The sequence below is a fragment of the Burkholderia sp. Se-20373 genome (assembly GCF_017104705.1).
Lineage (GTDB): Bacteria > Pseudomonadota > Gammaproteobacteria > Burkholderiales > Burkholderiaceae > Burkholderia.
Window position 1 is genome coordinate 26,124 of the sequence record NZ_JAAGPH010000005.1, and the last position, 17,351, is coordinate 43,474.

General features: G+C 53.7%; 13 protein-coding genes and 1 pseudogene. 7 read left to right on the plus strand and 7 right to left on the minus strand.

Annotation, left to right across the window (positions count from 1 at the left end):
* Positions 1–161: 161 nt before the first annotated feature.
* Positions 162–1,661: a helix-turn-helix transcriptional regulator gene (locus G3N96_RS02670; protein ID WP_206136154.1), complete on the plus strand. Its 1,500-nt coding sequence runs from the start codon at positions 162–164 to the stop codon at positions 1,659–1,661.
* Positions 1,662–1,795: 134 nt separating this feature from the next.
* Here the strand turns inward: G3N96_RS02670 and G3N96_RS02675 are convergent, their stop codons facing one another.
* The 4 genes from G3N96_RS02675 to G3N96_RS02690 are packed head-to-tail and all read right to left on the minus strand — an operon-like array spanning position 1,796 to position 6,008.
* Positions 1,796–2,557, minus strand: coding sequence for an IclR family transcriptional regulator C-terminal domain-containing protein (locus G3N96_RS02675; RefSeq protein WP_174985431.1), 762 nt, complete (start codon positions 2,555–2,557; stop codon positions 1,796–1,798).
* A 46-nt stretch (positions 2,558–2,603) separates the two neighbouring features.
* Complete coding sequence (locus tag G3N96_RS02680; RefSeq protein ID WP_174985433.1) at positions 2,604–3,440, minus strand: VOC family protein; 837 nt, start codon at positions 3,438–3,440, stop codon at positions 2,604–2,606.
* Positions 3,437–5,122 carry a bifunctional 3-(3-hydroxy-phenyl)propionate/3-hydroxycinnamic acid hydroxylase gene (locus G3N96_RS02685; RefSeq protein WP_206121409.1) on the minus strand — a complete coding sequence of 562 codons (1,686 nt, stop codon included), beginning with the start codon at positions 5,120–5,122 and terminating at the stop codon, positions 3,437–3,439. The genes G3N96_RS02680 and G3N96_RS02685 overlap by 4 nt, the downstream gene beginning before the upstream one ends.
* A 25-nt stretch (positions 5,123–5,147) precedes the next feature.
* Positions 5,148–6,008 (minus strand): fumarylacetoacetate hydrolase family protein, encoded by an 861-nt coding sequence (locus tag G3N96_RS02690; RefSeq protein WP_174985437.1) that lies wholly within the window; start codon positions 6,006–6,008, stop codon positions 5,148–5,150.
* A gap of 852 nt (positions 6,009–6,860) precedes the next feature.
* Between G3N96_RS02690 and G3N96_RS02695 the strand changes: the two are divergent.
* Positions 6,861–7,282, plus strand: a pseudogene (locus G3N96_RS02695) (biotin carboxylase N-terminal domain-containing protein); the annotation flags it as partial.
* Here the strand turns inward: G3N96_RS02695 and G3N96_RS02700 are convergent.
* Positions 7,283–7,663, minus strand: a complete 381-nt coding sequence (locus G3N96_RS02700; protein WP_206136155.1) for a transposase — start codon at positions 7,661–7,663, stop codon at positions 7,283–7,285.
* A gap of 408 nt (positions 7,664–8,071) precedes the next feature.
* On the minus strand, positions 8,072–9,406 hold the full coding sequence (locus tag G3N96_RS02705) for a sigma-54 dependent transcriptional regulator (RefSeq protein ID WP_206136156.1): 1,335 nt from the start codon (positions 9,404–9,406) through the stop codon (positions 8,072–8,074).
* A 1,246-nt stretch (positions 9,407–10,652) separates the two neighbouring features.
* Here G3N96_RS02705 and G3N96_RS02710 point away from each other — a divergent pair.
* Positions 10,653–11,078, plus strand: coding sequence for a hypothetical protein (locus G3N96_RS02710; RefSeq protein ID WP_206136157.1), 426 nt, complete (start codon positions 10,653–10,655; stop codon positions 11,076–11,078).
* A gap of 176 nt (positions 11,079–11,254) precedes the next feature.
* Positions 11,255–11,440, plus strand: a complete 186-nt coding sequence (locus tag G3N96_RS02715) for a hypothetical protein (protein ID WP_206121412.1) — start codon at positions 11,255–11,257, stop codon at positions 11,438–11,440.
* Positions 11,441–12,098: 658 nt separating this feature from the next.
* On the opposite strand, the gene G3N96_RS02720 is transcribed toward G3N96_RS02715, so the two are convergent.
* A complete protein-coding gene (locus G3N96_RS02720; RefSeq protein ID WP_206136158.1) occupies positions 12,099–13,457 on the minus strand; it encodes a helix-turn-helix domain-containing protein in 1,359 nt (452 codons plus the stop codon).
* Between the two features lie 632 nt (positions 13,458–14,089).
* On the opposite strand from G3N96_RS02720, the gene G3N96_RS02725 reads away from it, so the two are divergent.
* The 3 genes from G3N96_RS02725 (at position 14,090) to G3N96_RS02735 (ending at position 17,347) form a co-directional block, all read left to right on the plus strand.
* The gene (locus tag G3N96_RS02725; RefSeq protein ID WP_206136159.1) at positions 14,090–15,280 is read left to right on the plus strand and encodes a low temperature requirement protein A; all 1,191 of its coding nucleotides are present in this window, start codon (positions 14,090–14,092) and stop codon (positions 15,278–15,280) included.
* Between the two features lie 263 nt (positions 15,281–15,543).
* Positions 15,544–16,395: an oxidoreductase gene (locus G3N96_RS02730; protein ID WP_241022443.1), complete on the plus strand. Its 852-nt coding sequence runs from the start codon at positions 15,544–15,546 to the stop codon at positions 16,393–16,395.
* A gap of 214 nt (positions 16,396–16,609) precedes the next feature.
* The gene (locus G3N96_RS02735; RefSeq protein WP_206136160.1) at positions 16,610–17,347 is read left to right on the plus strand and encodes an SDR family oxidoreductase; all 738 of its coding nucleotides are present in this window, start codon (positions 16,610–16,612) and stop codon (positions 17,345–17,347) included.
* Positions 17,348–17,351 lie beyond the last annotated feature (4 nt).

Here is a 17,351-nt window from a genome sequence, read left to right on the forward strand (position 1 = left end):
GGAGCCGCACGGTATCGGTGCGGTATGTGCTCGTACTATGTGGATAGTCGGTCAATGCTTCGCGACAGGGCCTGCGGCGTGTGATCAATTTCGGGCTGTGACCGGGCGTCCCAGCACAGACGAACGGCGGATACTAAATCGGCGATAGGGAAAATACTTCAGTGAGCGAATTGACAGATGAGCAAACGCTGAAAGAATATACCGATAGGCACCAACTGCACCAGATCATCGCGGGGCTCACCGCGGGTGTGATCCTGGTCGAGCCTGACCAGCGGATCGTCTGGGCGAACGACGCCGCGCTCGCGATGCACGGCGTGACCGAGCTGAAGGCGCTCGGCGCGACCGTCACCGATTACCGCGAGCACTTCCGGCTGCGCTACCGGAACAACCACCCCGTGCGCGATGGCCACTATCCGATGGATCGCGTGATCGCGGGCGAGGAGTTCAGCGACGTGACGGTCGAAGTTGAATCGGTCGCCGACGAAACCGTGAGTTGGGTCCACCGCATCCGCAGCCTGGTGCTGACGAATGCGGCCGGCGAGCCCGATTGCCTCGCGCTCGTGCTGCACGACGCGACCGAATGGGCGAGCGCCGAGGAACGCTTCGAGCGCACCTTCAACGCGAACCCGGCGCCGGCGGTGATCTGCCGGCTCGACGACCTGCGCTACGTGAAGGTCAACCAGGGCTTTCTGGACCTGACCGGCCACGCGCGTGACGACGTGCTCGGCCGCTCGGTGTACGAGATCGACGTGCTCGACCAGGCCGACCGGCGCGACCTCGCGATCGAACGGCTCGGCGAAGGCGCGACGATCCCGCAGATGGAGGCCGTGCTGAAGCGCGCGGACGGCAGCACGAAGGCCGTAGTGGTCGCCGGGCAGCCGATCGACATGAACGACGAGGCGTGCATGCTGTTCACGCTCATGGATCTAGAGCCGCGCAAACAGGCCGAGCGCGCGCTGCGGCAGAGCGAGGAACGCTTCGCGACGGCGTTCCGGATGGCGCCGGTCGCCACCGCGATCGTCACGGCCGACCGCTTCGAATTGCTCGACGTGAACGACGCGTTCGCCGCGATGACGGGCCACGCGCAGGACGACCTGCTCGGCAAATCCGCGGACGAGATCGGGCTGTGGGCCGAACGCGGCGCGTGGCAGCGCATCGAGGGCCAGCTCGCGCGCGACGGCAGCGTGCGCAACGCCGACGTGCAGATCCACACGCGCGAAGGCGACGTGCGCGATTGCGTCGTGTCGGCCGATCCCGTCGCGATTCACGGGCGCGACTGCCTGCTCGTCGCGCTGCTCGACATCAGCGACCGCAAGCGCACGGAGATGGAGCTCGTCTACGCGATCGAAACGGCGATGCAGGATGCATCGTGGTTCAGCCGCACGCTGATCGAGAAGCTCGCGAACGTGCGGCGTGCGAATGCGCCGGATGCGGGCGCCCAGCTGTCGAACCTGACCGCGCGCGAGCGCGACGTGTTCGACCTGCTTTGCCACGGTCTTGCCGACAAGGAAATCGCCGGCCGCCTTGGGCTTGCTCCGAACACCGTGCGCAATCACGTCTCGACGATCTACGCGAAGCTCGACGTGCACAGCCGCGGCGAGGCGATCGTGTGGGCGCGCGAACGCGGATTGGTTGGTGGGGCCGGCATACGCGGTAATTGACGTCTTGAGTGGATCGAGCGTAATTTCAAAGATGGTGGAAGATGCGCAGGCAAGTGCTTTGTTAGCTCTTACGTTCAACGGACCGCTAAATCTCAATACAAGGCGACATCTGTGATTTAAGCGGCACGTCCAATTCAGACAGGGACTCCATTGTTCACAAGCACTCCCTCGATCTCTCTGGCACCTGCACTTACAAGGGTCGCTAGTCGACCAACCACACGTTCCTCTGTCGTGTGCGGAACGACATAACTCAGACTGCCGATTGCGGTCCGGGCTTCGTTCAGGATGGGGGCTGCGATACCGGTTCTGCCAGGGTCAACGTCAGAGTGTGTAACCATGCACGCGGACTTACGCCACGCCGCGAGCGTATCGCGAAATTCTGCGAAGGACGTTCCCAGACCCGCCTGTTCAATTGCGCGCACGTGCTGGGCATAAATCGCCTTCATGCCTCTTGCCGGTTGATTGGCGAGAATAACCTTCGACGTGGCACCGAAGAATAAAGGCATCGGCCTCCCGCGCTCGTAACTAACAGGTTCTTGCGGTCCGGTGGTTAGGACTTGATGAATGCACAGGACACAATCTGCGGCGGGCCGGCAAAGCAAAATCGCAGATCCGTCTGGGGCAAATTTCGATAGGTCAGCCATGACAGGTCGAGCCGCTTTCAACAACGGATCCGTCAATTGAATTTGGCGATCGAGCTGAACGATTGCCGGTCCGAGCCCGTAGTGCCCTACGGTGGCAGCTGCAACGAGTCCCGCCTCGTCCAGCGAGGCGAGATAACGATAGGAAGTAGCCAACGAAACCGAAAGTGCGGTGGAGATCTCCTCCGCTGTCCATACCGGCTTATCGATTGAAAACAGTTTCAGTACTGCAAGCGACCGATCCGAAGTACTCATGATCCTAGGTGTCAAGATTCGTTGGCAGTCTATTATCGCGTATGATTTAGCTACGCATCCATGCTCGCCCCCAGCTATTCAGCGTGCGTTCACTTGCAGGCCACACACCAGCTGTAGAATCGATCGACACTTGTTGCAATTCTGCCGAGAACTCTAGACGGTTGCCATCAGGGTCGGTGACCATAAAGAACAGATTGTTGCCGGGGCCGTGGCGTCCCGGGCCGAAGAAAATGGGGATCTCAGCTGCAGCGAAACGATCGCCCCAATCCCGGATGTCGTTCCACTCGTTCGTTTCGTAACAGTGATGATCCCATTCATTGCGACTACCGCGAAAGAATGCAAGCGTGTGGTGATCGTCGTCGGAACGCAGGAACACTGCGGCTGCGCGCGAATCGTCGCTCACCACCTCGTCAGATACAGTAAAGCCAAGCTTGTCGACGTAGAAGCGCACTACATCGTCCAGCTCAGTTGTCTGAAAGACGCAATGTTGAAGACGTGCCGGCGCTCCCGAATGGGGCAGAGTGTGGCATGCGACACCAAACGCAGTTTGGCGTCCCTGCGGGTCAGCCACTACAAACGAGCCCGGTTCCAGCAAAGGATCGTGTAGTGGTTCGCATGCGATATCGTTTGCCGCAAGGCGGCATCTTAGAGTCTGGAGCTGAGAGTCGGTGGAGATCCGATAGGCGGCGTAAGCGAGATCTGCGGTCGCACCCGGTCGAATCAATATCGATCGACGTGGCCCCGATAACAAGCGGAGCTCATTGAGTGGTGTTTCGGCGCAATCCATCATCTCGCAGTAGAAGCGGGCCAGCCGCTCCGGCTGGGGTGAATCGACGCAAAGATGGTTTAGTTGAGCCGGGGTTTCTTTCTGCAGGCTGGTCATCGTGATATCCAGTTGATTGCTGGTGGTAACGTGATGGATGAGTCGTCGGGAGATACCCCCGGTACGCTGATAGTGGCATCGACGCCCAACACCGTGGCGAATTCGTCAGCGAATGTGTGCTCTTGTGACGGAAGGAATGCGCCCGCAGCGTAACGGTCTGGCCGTAGCACAATGACCCGGTCGCAGTTGTGAGCGAGCGCGTTTACGAATGCAGAGTCGTTGCTCACAGCTACGGTCCAGCCACGCTGTTCCAGCATGCGTTCCGACACGCCGTTGGGCTCAGGAAGAATCCATACAGTTGCGGCGCCTAGATGACGCCAAAGTTGATGAGCGGGCCGCAGGCTGGTCCCGACCGATGGTCGTCCAAAGCGGAGGAGGGCAAAACGTGGTCCAAGAAGATCATCGAGCGGCATCGATCGACCGCGGGACGTCACGAATGGTTGCGGAAGCATTCGCCCCCGAACGCTGTGACGCCCGAGTTCGTCAATAGGTCCGAGCAGTCCGCAGGCATACCTTGGTTTCGGCTTGAACTTCATTTGCAGAAAGTAGTCGCGGACAGGTGGTACGTATGCTGCGATCCGGAAAAACGACTGCCATGCCCATGCGCTGCAGCGCGACTTCGGTGCCATGACCATGCCTAGATTCAGCGCCAGGCGAATTAGTGCCCATGCGTGCTTTCGACGCTCGATCTCGTATGAAAGAAGCACTGATTCCGGCAGTTGCCCGCGCACGACGGCGGATAGCTTCCACCCCAGATTGTGCGCATCACGTACACCACTGTTCATTCCTTGGCCAGCATAGGGTGGGGTCAAGTGCGCAGCGTCGCCGGCCAGATAAACTCGGCCGACTTGCCAGTGCTCCGCTACTCGTGCATGGAAGGTGTAGACGGTTTTGCGCACAATGTCAGTTTTTCGACTCCCTCGAAACGGGAACAGCCATTTGCGAACCTGTGCTTCTGTTACGACGTCGTCTGCGGACTCGTGCGAGTGAATGAGAATTTCGAAGCGGCGAGTTTTGTGTGGACCGGGAACGTCAACGACTGCCCGGCGGGGATCACAATAGACCCGCATCTGAGAGAAGCTGTCGTCGTCATTTTCAGTATCGATCACTAGCCAGCGAGACTTGAACGTCGAGCCCACCATCTTGACACCCAGTAGTCCGCGTATGGGACTACGGCCGCCGTCGCATCCTACAAGATATCGAGCCCGTATTGAGAGTGCGGTACCGTCGGGGCAACGGACAGTGGCATGTACTCCGTGTTGCTCTTGGTAGAACGATTCCAAAATATGGCCGAATAGTGCTTGCACGTTCTTGAATCGATTCAAACCTTCATGGACGGAGGCTTCAAACAACGGCTGCCTGAACGCGTTACGGCGTGGGTAGCCATATTCGCTCGCAGTTGGCTCAACACGTCCAAAGCACCGGCCACCTACACGGGTCAAATAGTGCACACCATACCCAGGAACGACGTCCCGCATTACGGGCTCTATCAAGCCGATTGCCTGCATGGTTCGCAAGGATTCGTCATCGATGGAGACGGCCCTGGGTTCCGCTACGGTACTAGTCTTTCGGTCAAGTAAGATGCATTCGATCCCGTCTTGCCCGAGGACGTTAGCGAGCGAAAGACCGGTGGGTCCACCGCCGACGATCAATACGCTAGTGTTGATTTCTTTGAGATCCATTCGTTTTCTCCGCCGTCGAATTGGCTCAATCTGCGGGCGCCTCATCAACAATATGGTTCCGCAGTGTGCCAATACCGGAAATTTCGACCTCGACTACGTCACCCGGCTTCATCCATAGGGGGGGCTGACGGAACGCGCCCACTCCACCGGTAGTTCCGGTGATGATCACGTCGCCTGGATTGAGCGTCGTGAAGGTCGAGCAGTATTCGATTAGACGGGGGACGGAGAAGATTAGATCGTCTGTGGTCGCTTTCTGAACGATTTGGCCGTTGAGCCTTGTGACGAGAGTCAAAGTCGACGGATCAGGAATCTCCTCCGACGTCGCGAGCCATGGCCCGAAACCACCGGTGGACGGGAAGTTTTTCCCAGGCACAAATTGAATACTGTGCTTCTGCCAGTCGCGCAGGCTGCCATCGTTGTAGCAGGCGTATCCGGCGACATAGTCAAGCGCGTCTTTGGCTTTGATGTGACGCGCACGCGCACCGATGACCACCGCGAGCTCACCCTCGAAGTCCAAGCTGTGAGATGTAGACGGTCGGACAATTGCTTGGTTGTGGCCGGTTTGCGAGTCGGCGAACCGTGTGAAGATCATAGGCCAGATGGGCACGTCTCTACCGGTCTCTTGAACGTGACTCAAATAATTGATTCCAACGCAGAGGATCTTTGAAGGATCTGGCACAACGGGCAGGAAATCCACGGAATTAATCGCATGCGTCGCTACCTGAGTTTCCGCCCACGCGCGGACACGATCCAGCGAGCGTCGTTCCAGCGCGGATTTCAGGGTGTGACCGACATCGTCGGCAATCGGAGCAACATCAACGATATCGCTATCCCGCACAAGGCCCCACGAGCAACGCCCGTGTTTGCTAAAGCTAACTAGATTCATGGTCTCTCCGTAGACGTTCCACGGAGCATAGTGTTGCATTTTTCTCTAAATATGAGAAATTATGGTATACGAGTAGTAAAAATTATCCCATAGTGAAAATTTAGGCATGAATGATGCTGAAGAATGGTCTACGCTGTCCCGGTCGATGGCGAGGACCGGGTGTCAGAAACAGGCGCCAGATGGCGCTGCAGCATGCATGCCGTTCTTGTCGACATGGGCTGGCCGACGCACGAGTCAGTCGAACCGATTTAAGACCCGGGGCGTGTGCCGATGCTATGTGCCATCCGCGGGTGCTTTGTTATCCGGTTGTTTCGGGGCAGGGATGCGATTCTGACCGACCGGCGATTGAGCCGGGCTCAGCGACGCGGCGACGCGAATTGTGCGTGGGCGGGAGGCGTTCCGGGCCACGACTGGATGGATTACGCGTCGCCTTTCGATCGCCACAATTGACACCGTTGCGGGGTGAGTAGTGGTGTGCCCCCGTACACTGAACGACGACAAGCCGAACTCTCTCCCGATTGCCATCCTGGTTGGGCGGGGAATGTTATTTGTCGTCGTGATGTCGAGAGTGAATGTCGGTCAATCTGATGAATCTGTTGAGCGGCGAATGCGGGGACGATGCAATCTTGAACGACATACGTAACAATTCCCGAACTGCTTCACTGACTAAGCGGGTGGAAGAGGGCGCGTGGGAAAGCCAAATGCAACGATGAACCATCTATGGATGGCGTGACTACAATCTCCATTCAGTCCATCCCGATTGCGAACCATTCGGAAATCTCGATTCGCGTGACCCGTGTCGCTGCCGAGCTGAACGTCCACATGGTGGCGATCTAATCGAAGGGAGACCGCCTGGCGGTGCATCGCTTCGCGGTGACGAATGCTACCTGATCGGATAAGGCAAGAAGCCGCTCGCCGCGCATCTCGACATCGACGGCATCCTGGGCGTCGCACGGCAGGTCAACGTCGACGCGATTCACCCCGGCTATGGCTTCCCGTCCGAGACCCCCGGAATTCGCGCAGACGGTAAATCGATGAGGGCATCTGCAGGGTCGACCCGTCGCCGGACGTGATGCGCACGCTTGGCAACAACGTGGCCGCGAAACGCGGCGATCGCCGCCGGCGTATCGGCGATGCCCGCGACCGCGTCGCTGCCGGACGATCTCACCGCATACGAGAATCAGGCTGGAGAAGTCGGCTATCCGCTGATACTGAAGGCGAGCTGGGGCGGCGGGCGCGGGACGCGGGTGCTCGAGAGTGAGAGCGAGAGCGACCTAGATACGAATCGACGTTTTACCGTGTCGAATCTGGATTGAGCCGAATGGCATGTCAGTCGCGGCTGGCTCCTCAATCGCTATCGATGGCTGAGCGGGTGGCAAAGAGGAATCGCTGACGACAACCGGTAACATTGCTGTCTCTGGACGCGCCTCATCCGTTAGCGGGCCTTGCGCATGGAGGCGACGCAACGCCGACACCTGATTGGCATTGATGCCGTTCTCGCGAGCAAGACGGGCGACCGACGCGCCGGGCTCGAAAGTCAGTGCGACGATGGTCCACTTCCATTCGGTTGGGTGTCGGCGAGTTTGCTGTTTTGACGGGATCTCGACTGTCTGAGTCACTCCGTCCACAACGCCTATCGTGGGCACGACGGTCATTCGCGTCCTTCGCCGGAAATCATGGCATTCGTCATCGAACGCTCCTAGACCGTACTGGTCTTGCGCTTACGAACATGACTTCATCCGAGATGATCGACCGCGGAGAGAATGAGCGCCGGTCGGCTCCTGCGGCTTCAGTGCGCTGCCATTGCTGGTATACGTCGGTCGGTGCCGACAGCCAGAGAGTCAGAGAGAGTTCCCACCAACTCCACTTTCTTACCGGGCGCGACATTAATCCCCGATCACCGAACGTCACGCTACCTTCTCCCGGGGTGTTCCTCATCGACATGGTCACGGATGTAAACGTGTGACCATTCAATTGCGCGAGCGGTGGTTGCGCAAGTGTCGCTGCGGAAAATGTTTCTGCGAGAGGTTGAATTGAAAACATCACCCAAATATTCGATATTATCAACTCGTTCGTTCGATAGCGTATAATTCCATCCACCGATACAGTGTGGCCCGTGACACGCCAAGTTCGCGGGCGGCCCTTGATACAAGGCCACCATTTTCTATCAGTTTATTTTCGATCATCTCGCGCGTTACGGATTTGTGCGTGACAGGAGTGGATTGAGGTTCGATCGCGGTCTTGTCAAGTTCAAGATCACCGGCGGTAATGAATCGGCGATTCGTCATGACAAGTGCGCGACGGATCCGATTGATCAGCTCCCGTACATTACCCGGCCATTCGTAACTATGAAGGGCGGCAATGGCATCCGGAGATAGCCCATAAACACGTCCACTTCCGTCACCTCGAAACTGATTGATTACATGATGTGCTAGAAGTTCGATATCCTTTCCTCGCGCGCGTAGCGTCGGTTGTTCAATTCGTAAAACGCATAACCGATGATATAAATCGGTACGAAAGTTTCCTTCTTGTGATGCTTTCTCGAGATCAACGTGAGTCGCCGTCACAATCCGAACATCGACCGAAATGGGGCGCGTGGCACCCAAACGAAAAATATTGCCATTCTGGAGAAAGCGTAGCAAGCTCACTTGGCTTTCTAGCGGCAAGTCGCCGATTTCATCGAGAAACAATGTCCCGTGGTTGGCAGTTTCGATAAGCCCAATCTTCGAGGCGGACGCGCCAGTGAACGCTCCCCGTTCATATCCAAACAACTCAGACTGCAAGAGATTAGGTGGAATTGCCCCGCAATTTAATGCGACAAACGGTTGCGAGACACGGGAAGAGCATTGATGTATGGCCGACGCGGTTAATTCCTTGCCCGTACCTGTTTCGCCATAGATATGTACTGGCGCGTCACTTTTGGCCATCCTATAGATGTAGTTAAATAATTTCAACATGGGATTACTTGCTCCAATCATGCCGAATTTTGAATGATGATAATTTGAAATGTCTTGTGAAAATAAGCGCTCCATTCCATATGCGCGTTCGACGGTTTCGATGATTTCCTGATTTTCGGTTGGTATGGTGATGTAATCGAAACAATGGGTTTTTATTATGTTCAAGACGGTTGTTTCTATCGACTGTTGCTTATCAATAATCGCGACCCATCCAATGTTATCAAATTCCAAGCAAAATTCATCAATTTCGACCAGTTCATCGGCCGTTGAGTTTTGTAGATCTAATATCCCTCCTTTGGTGGATTTGTTTATTCTATTTATTTTGCTTGAATCTTCGATAAGTATGACTTTCCAGTCATTTCTGGAGAGTTCTTTGATTAATGAGGTGTCTGGTTTTCTTGTCCAATAGATTACTTCTCTTGATTTTGTCGTGCCCGGCATTTTAATATCTCTTTGTTGAGGTTTTGGGTATAGTGTTTTTTTGATTTCTAGATATTTTTATGATGTTGTTAAAAATTAAATATTTCCGTTGATTTGGGTGACCGGTTGCGGTGATTCGGTGTGGTTCGTTTTTCAATGAGCTTCGCAAGTAGGGAGTGAGTTGTGTTGTAATTTTAAGTAATCTTAAAAATAGTGTGATGTATTGCAATTCGCGCACGCTAATTTTAGCGCCTTGGAAAGTGAGGCGATGAATGTTTGGTGCCATCGCCGCCGCGTTACATACTCAAACTTGTTCGTCACACTATTTACTTGTTGGTCGCTATATCCCGAGCAAGTGAAGTCGACGGAGAACAATGATCGTAGATCCAAGATTTCGACAGGAATTTTAGAAATTATGAGAAGAGCGCTCATGATCATCTATGATCGGTTCGAATCCGAGGTTAACGATTCAACGTATCGTTTCGATTCGCCCGAGAGACTTCAAATCGTAGGAGCAGATTCCTCCCTGTCGAGCAGGTCCAGAAATAGTGGGAAATCCGATTCGTATATCCCCGCATCGAACCGGAGGAGGTTGCCTAAGAAGAATTCGCGATAATCGGCTCGATCGCTGTTTCGCAATCGTTGTCTGATCCCCAATATTCTGTATCGGCTTCATGCACGCCTCACGGTCGTAGGTCGTCTGCAATCGTAGGATGTAATCGCCACGCATCGCGTGTTAACCAATTAAAGCAGAATTCGATGGGGATGATGTAGGTTGGATACATATTTGTCATTTTCAATTGTGGTAATTGTTTGTAGAAAAGTTAAAGCACTGCGCGCGGCGGAAATTTTAGAAATTTGTGAAATATAAAATCCTGACGTTTTGTAATAAATATGTCCCATTTTATTAATGGGCGTGTGAGCGCGCTCTGAGAAGAACGTATCGATCCTGTCTCAATCAAGCTATCTGTGTTCTAGTATGTAAATAGAGGCGTCGTTGCATGAATCGGGCGAGCAAGGGGAGCAATAGTTGTTGACGCGCAATGGCCGGTGCGGCGACCCTGTTAACAATGCGGGTTCCCGCGCAGATTTTCGATTTCTTGCTTCGACACGACGCGCAGGAACTAGCGCAAGAGGAGCGAATCGAGGGCGCGCTACCGTATCAGGAACTGATTGGCCTAGGACGCTCGCCCGATCAACTGAGGTAACGTCACGATGAGGGTCGATTAAGCCGCACTTACAAACATATTAGATGCCGAGCCGGCGCTTGGCCGTTCTTGTCTGTACCGCGACGCTGATCCAAGCGCCGCCGGGCCTCAGGACCGTGTACCGTATGTCGCCGCGTTTGTTGCAAGGCTTCTCGCAAGGCCTGCTCGAGATAGCTTTCGCCACCTTGCTCGTGCTTAACTACGTAGGCGGGCCGCCGCACACAAGCGATAGAAGTCCAGCTGCAGATCGTTGGCGACGACGATTGGACGGCGCGCAAGCATGGTTATTGGGAGCGTGGCACATCGCACTAGTGCATCTCAGGCTCGACCCGGATACCGGTCAGGTGCGTGCTATGCTGTTGACGCATCAGAATGTCAACGATGGTGGCGACTTGGCCGAACTGCTCGGTCAGATTCCGGGCGACGAACGAATAAATGTCGTCGGCGGGACGGGGCCTACGACACCAAACCTTGGCATGCCGTGATCCCCTGGTGCAGCGCAACGCCCTTGATTCAGCTGCACGAAGGCGCTGCTCGTCGGCCGGCAAATACTTCGGGCGGGATGTAGTGTAACGACGCAGTCAGTGCGATCGCGCGATGCGTTCGTCGCGAATGGAAGAAGGAGAGCGGCTACCATCGGCGCTCGCTCGCGGAAAACGGAATGTATCGCTACAAGACGCTCACGGGAAAATTGCCGGTGGGTGCGGCGCATCGAATCAAAGGCGACCGAGGTCGCCATTCGCACGGGCGGGTTCAACCGCATGGCGGACTTTGCAACGTCCGCAATCCCGTCACATCCGATGAAATCAAGAACATTGGCCTTGCCTTGTCGTCACGCCCAATTTAAGCACAACGCCGTATATAGGTGCTCACTTAAACCGCAGAGCGAACATGCTACTGAATATTTTCTCTGGAACCGCCCAGCAGGTGTAATTCAGTTTAAGGCAGGAGCGTTCGGAACTGTCAGCAAAGGCAGGAGATTCTTCTCATTCGAGGGAGAGGATTGCGGTGGAGTCGGCCGGATTCGCGTAGCGGTCCGATAGCCGCGGATGCGGGTTGCAATCTCGGGCTCAAGGTTTTCCACGTTGCGCGTGAAGTGCGAGTCGTTGTCTGGGAGCTATGCGGGTGGGCTCGATGGGAGGAGGTCATTCGATCAGTTTCGCTAACCGTGTCATTATCCCAAAACTCGTCGATCAAACTGAGCAGGATCGAGGACGTCGAGAATGGAATGTGGACAAACGCGTCCTTGTCCGCATTCGCAGCAGAAGCGTACATTGCTGCCCATGTCACGGTGATGTGTCAATCAGATGGTGCCAAACTCCTTGCCGCGGCAAGAAAGTAGAAGGCGTCGGCACCTCAACTCTAATTATTTCTACCTCGATGTTTATTTGCCGACCAGACTTCATGAATTTAAGAGGGGCTTTGAAATAAAAAAATTTATCGTTATTTTTATGACTATTCATCCGACAAAGCATTTTTCGTCGGAGATATTTATTCGAAATTTCCTAGTCGGTTACCCTGTCATCATTTTTCGCCGTGCGTCCGGAAAAAGCGGCGCGTCGAATTTCGCTTGGCGTTGCGCCAAACTGATGCTTGATGGCGGTAGCCAAGTAGCTTTGAGTTCCAAATCCGCAGTTCATGGCAATTGATAAAATACTGTCGGATGTGTTTTCTAGAAGCCATCGAGCGCGCTCGAGCCGCCTTTCTATCACGTATTGTTTTGGCGTCCGGGCGAACTGAATTTTGAACGCCTCGACAGTCGCGCGTTCGCTCATTCCTAAAAATCGACTGACTTCACTTGTATCAAGCTTGCTCTCTAATGATTGATCGATGAACTGATTAATAGTTTCTCGGTTAAATTCTTCAAATGTAGAACTAGTTGGACTCGAGGGGTAATTCACCGCGTTGGGGTTTCGGCGATAAGTCGAGCTTGGCGGTTCGCCAAAGCGTCGAATGTATTGGCGAACGAAACGGACTGAGATGGAAAATCCATGCGCCAATAAAATTTCAGCGAAACGCTGTGTGTCGCCCCCACGCAGAAGTGCCTTGTTCACTTGTACAAAGCGGGCGTCGTCGTGTAACTCCGCATATGACTTTCCTCTTACTCTGCGTATCCCGTGCTCGAGCGCTTCGCTAGGAACGCCAAGTGCATGGGCAACGGCGCCAAGTGTCTTCCAGTGCATTGGAAACGCTTCAATCATTCTGATCGCCTCGCCAGTTTGAGCGTCGGAGGTGCACGATTCGCGATTGAACAATGCACTGTAGTTGCTGAAGTGGCCAGTAACGACAATTTTGAGCATGTGTTCAAGCAGTCCCTCAATTGCCAGATCTGGAACCGGCGACATCCTCATCATACTTCGTAGGCAACTTGCAGCGATGTTCCACTGCGCGCTTACCTCGGGCGCGATCGGTTGCAGCGAGAACTTGATCGGATCAGTTGCAGGCTGACCAATCCATTGAGCAATGAAGCGACGGACCCGCTCGGCATCGATGATCACAGAGAGGTGCCCGAAGCCATCCGGACCCGTCGAGCAGAACGATCGATCCGACGAGGAGATAGGCATAACATCACCGGGAATACAGGCCCCGTCGCTAGAACCTCCCTCGTACTTTGCTTGACCACGGCGGCAGGAGAGGAACAGATAGTTAGGCCGCGTCTCCGTCGACCGGAAGTGAAATGGCATCAAATAGTCTACGTCATAGATGCCGATACCATTGCGCTCAACCCCAGTCATGGTTACTTCACGGTGTGTCGCATGCTGCGCTGTAAACTGATTGTCGGCATAGATTCTTCCAATGAAGTCGGAAACTTCGTCAGGATCGAAGCTATGGAAGCGATGTTTGTTGAGAAGGTAGTCGCTCATGATGCCGGAAGGTCCACGAAATCATCAATTTACTTCAATGCTAGCGCATTCCTGAAGACGCGATGGTGTGGTTTCGCTACACCTGGGTGAACTATCGCACAGTCTGGTGACTCCATCTTATAAAGATTGTCTAGGTGCAGTCGCGGTACGAACCAAACGCACAGGCGTTCGACGCGTTGCATTAGAGGAATGGTGCATCGAAACATCAGACAATTAAAACCGTAGTTCGATGCCCCGCCTCATCATCCCAGCTGCAGCGTCGCGAATTAACATTTTCATTTTTTAGCGCGTCTAAATTTGAAAGGTTTTTTCGGGTCAGTTAACTACTATCTCTAAACAACTGCTTGTCCTGCGTTCATCTATATGTCTAATCATATGAATGTCTGACGTCGATGTATAGATTCCTCGGGCAATTAAGTGACGGGATGATGAAACGAGGGGCGGCAGCGTCGAGCAATTGCATCAATTCCAACTATTTTTAATTTTTAATGAGGCGGCATGATTTGTATCGGATATTTTGTGGAGGGAAATCGGACTCAACCAAATTCATCATCGTTCTGAACGAGAAGTGGGGCGGCCGTGTGGATTCCGGTGCGATTTTTCGGATTCGCGTAGGTGATTGGAAGGTCTGCATGGGTATCAAGCAAAACATACATAGATTGTTAGGAGTGGGCGGCGAACGTTATATTCAAATGATCGGAAGCAACATTATTTTTGATCTGATGTTGGTATTTTCGCTTATGCAAATCGGTCATGCGCTGCAGAGAAATCTTGCGTGGAATGGTGCCATAATCTCAGTGATCTTATGCATAACCACATGGCGTGAATGGCGTTACGCCGAATGGGTCGTTGGGCTGATTAAGGTTGAGGCGAAACTGTGGCGCGGTTCGGGAATTGTATTAATATCGATTTACTTGGTCGCCGCAATAGAAATTTCGAACGCTTTGGAGATGGACTGTTCTAGATTTGTCTTCTTCTATGTGCTGTTTCAAATTTCGAGAATTGCACTGTCTTTTCGGCTCGTGAGCGAGACAAATTCAGAAAATTCAGAGGGCGGGTGGGCATTGAAGTGGGCATTTGTGACCCCTATTTTCTGGATTATCGGCGGCACCATTGGTCGCGACACTCGAGCGATTTGGTGGGCTATTGCAGCTATTTACGAGGTTGCTCCAATAAACTCCGGTTGGAAGGTGTTGGATTGCGAATTCGTAAAGGGGGGCGGATGGAGGGAATTAAATCGAAATTTCATTGAGCGTTACCAGTTGCTGACGATAGTGGCCTTCGCAACGGCGATAGTATCAGCTGTGGCGGTGCTGGATAACACGAAACATCGAAGCATAGAAGACGTTGTGACATTTGTGGGATCGGTCGCCGCAGTGATGGCTATGTGGGCGTTGTATTTCGATATTTCAAAAAGTGATGCTGCGGGCTTTATTTGTTATTCAGCGAGGCCGAGTCTTGATGCTTCCGCCATTAATCGGATTCATGAAATTATGGTGTCTGGAATTGTTATTGCTGGGATTGGGGGAGGCGTTTCGGTTGTCAATGATAATATTGATATTGGTTTTGCGCCGCCAATCTGGTTCTCGATCGGATTGATGCTTTATATGGTGGGAGGCTGGTTGTATAAATGGTTGATCTATAAGTCGAGATCAATTTGTTACATAATGATTGTTTTCGTCCTTGTTGCTGCAATTATGGTTGGGTGGACGGAAAAATGGTGGTTTTCGTTTATTTTAATGAGCATGCTTTCGGCCGCCGTCTGGTTCGAATCAAGAGTTGCGAACCGACGTCGAGTAATGGTGGAGCGAATCTTTTCGTAAAACGATAATTGCCAGTGCGAGATTGAATGCTTATTTAATTGCGAGGCGACTGGTGTGCCGAATTTAGTAGAGGTGTCAGCGACGATCGGGACAATTATCGTTGGGGCGGCAACTGTGGCTCAGTGCCAAGAGCCCAAGGTGCAAACAAGGAGGCGATTGTTCGCAATTCGTGGATAGTTCATCTCGACTAGGGCTGTTCGTTGGCGGCATAACTCTCGTTACACTCGTGTCACCTCAAAACCTCATATGGGATGGAGTCACAAATGAGCGATTCGACTATGGATGGAAAGGTTGTGCTGGTTACGGGTGTGTCATCTGGTCTTGGGCGGGAACTGGCTCAACAGCTGCTGGCGGAAGGTGCGAACGTTGCTGGCACGGTGCGCAGCTCGGAGCAGGTCGGCGAGTTTGAGCGGCTGGCTCCTGGTCGTGCTTTTGGTCTCTTGATGGACATCACCGACTCTGAAGCGGTTGCAACTGGTGTCCGACAAGTACTCGATAGGTTTGGTCGTATCGATGTACTGGCGAACAACGCCGGTGTTGGCACGGTTGGTGCCGTAGAGGAAACGACTGAGGCGGACGCCCACCGAATCTTTGACGTAAATTTCTTCGGGGGACTTCGGTTGATTCAGGCGGTGTTGCCGACTATGCGTCGCCAGAAGTCGGGGCATATCGTCCAGTTCTCGTCGATTGCTGGGTTCGCAGGGTACCCCGGGTTGGGAGTTTACGCGGCAGCCAAATCGGCCACCAGCGTGCTCGGCGAAGCGCTTGCTGGCGAACTCGCGCCTTTAGGAATTCATGTGACGATTTTGACGATTGGCATCTTTGAGACGCAATTTGCAGGTCGCTCTTTGGCGTACGCATCGAATCGAATCGACGACTACGCGGATACGCCGGCGGGCCAGTTTCGTGGTTTTATTGGTCAGCTTCAAGGAAAGCAGCCAAACGTTCCTCATAAGGGGGCGAAAGCGATCATTAAGCTTATGAAATCCAAGAACCCGCCGGTGCATTTCGCACTTGGTGCAGATGCGGTGGGAACCATGCTCGCTCGGGCAGAATCGATCGAGAACGAAATTCACGAATGGGAGGAAGTGTCGCGATCGACGCAACGAGATTGATCGAGAGGAGGTTAAGGTTGTTCGCGTAAGGGTTACAATTTGTTAAATTGGAATCCTTAATATTTGGATCTCGTAGTTTTGGTAAGGGTCATTGTCGGTGTGAGGGTGCTGAGCGCGTTATTTGATACGTGAATTAAACGCTCTGAAATACCACTGAATTTTTTTGGTCAGCCGCGGCGCGATGTAAAGGAAGCTGACGTTTATGGAGAGCATCATGAGTACTAAATCTCAAGTGGCAGTTGTTACCGGCGCATCGCGGGGCATTGGAGCAGCAATTGCTAGGCGTCTCGCCGAGGACGGATTTTCTGTTGTTATCAACTACGCAGGCAAAGCAGCGGAGGCTGAGGAGATTGCAGGTGATATTGAGCGGGCCGGTGGAAGGGCGATCGCGGTACAAGCTGATGTGGGCGACCCGACAGCTGTGGCACGGCTTTTTGACGTTGCTGACGCTACGTATGGTGGCGTTGATGTGCTTGTAAACAATGCGGGCATCATGAAGCTGGCGCTACTGTCGGAAAGCGATGATGCACTTTTTGATAGCCAGATCGCCGTCAATCTGAAGGGAACGTTCAACACACTCCGCGAAGCGTCGCGTCGGATTCGCGATGGTGGTCGAATCATCAATCTTTCGAGCAGCGTGGTCGGACTCAAGCCGGAGACTTATGGCGTGTACACAGCCACAAAGGCAGCAGTCGAAGCCATGACCGGTATCCTCTCGAAAGAGCTGAGAGGGCGCTCGATTACTGTCAATGCAGTGGCGCCTGGTCCGACAGCCACCGCGCTTTTCCTGAATGGGAAGTCGCCGGAGTTAATTGAGCGCATGTCGAAAATGAATCCGCTCGAACGTCTTGGAACACCGGACGACATTGCTAATGCAATAAGCTTTTTAACAGGCCCGAATGGTGGCTGGATCAACGGGCAAGTCCTGCGCAGTAATGGCGGAATGGTTTGAGTGA

Excerpts from the sequence above, each read along its gene's own strand:
- G3N96_RS02675 (WP_174985431.1), bottom strand. The coding sequence starts at position 2,557 with ATGAGTACTTCGGATCGGTCGCTTGCAGTACTGAAACTGTTTTCAATC.
- G3N96_RS02680 (WP_174985433.1), bottom strand. The coding sequence starts at position 3,440 with ATGACCAGCCTGCAGAAAGAAACCCCGGCTCAACTAAACCATCTTTGC.
- G3N96_RS02685 (WP_206121409.1), bottom strand. The coding sequence starts at position 5,122 with ATGGATCTCAAAGAAATCAACACTAGCGTATTGATCGTCGGCGGTGGA.
- G3N96_RS02690 (WP_174985437.1), bottom strand. The coding sequence starts at position 6,008 with ATGAATCTAGTTAGCTTTAGCAAACACGGGCGTTGCTCGTGGGGCCTT.
- G3N96_RS02700 (WP_206136155.1), bottom strand. The coding sequence starts at position 7,663 with ATGACCGTCGTGCCCACGATAGGCGTTGTGGACGGAGTGACTCAGACA.
- G3N96_RS02705 (WP_206136156.1), bottom strand. The coding sequence starts at position 9,406 with ATGCCGGGCACGACAAAATCAAGAGAAGTAATCTATTGGACAAGAAAA.
- G3N96_RS02715 (WP_206121412.1), top strand. The coding sequence starts at position 11,255 with ATGTATCGCTACAAGACGCTCACGGGAAAATTGCCGGTGGGTGCGGCG.
- G3N96_RS02720 (WP_206136158.1), bottom strand. The coding sequence starts at position 13,457 with ATGAGCGACTACCTTCTCAACAAACATCGCTTCCATAGCTTCGATCCT.
- G3N96_RS02725 (WP_206136159.1), top strand. The coding sequence starts at position 14,090 with ATGGGTATCAAGCAAAACATACATAGATTGTTAGGAGTGGGCGGCGAA.
- G3N96_RS02730 (WP_241022443.1), top strand. The coding sequence starts at position 15,544 with ATGAGCGATTCGACTATGGATGGAAAGGTTGTGCTGGTTACGGGTGTG.
- G3N96_RS02735 (WP_206136160.1), top strand. The coding sequence starts at position 16,610 with ATGAGTACTAAATCTCAAGTGGCAGTTGTTACCGGCGCATCGCGGGGC.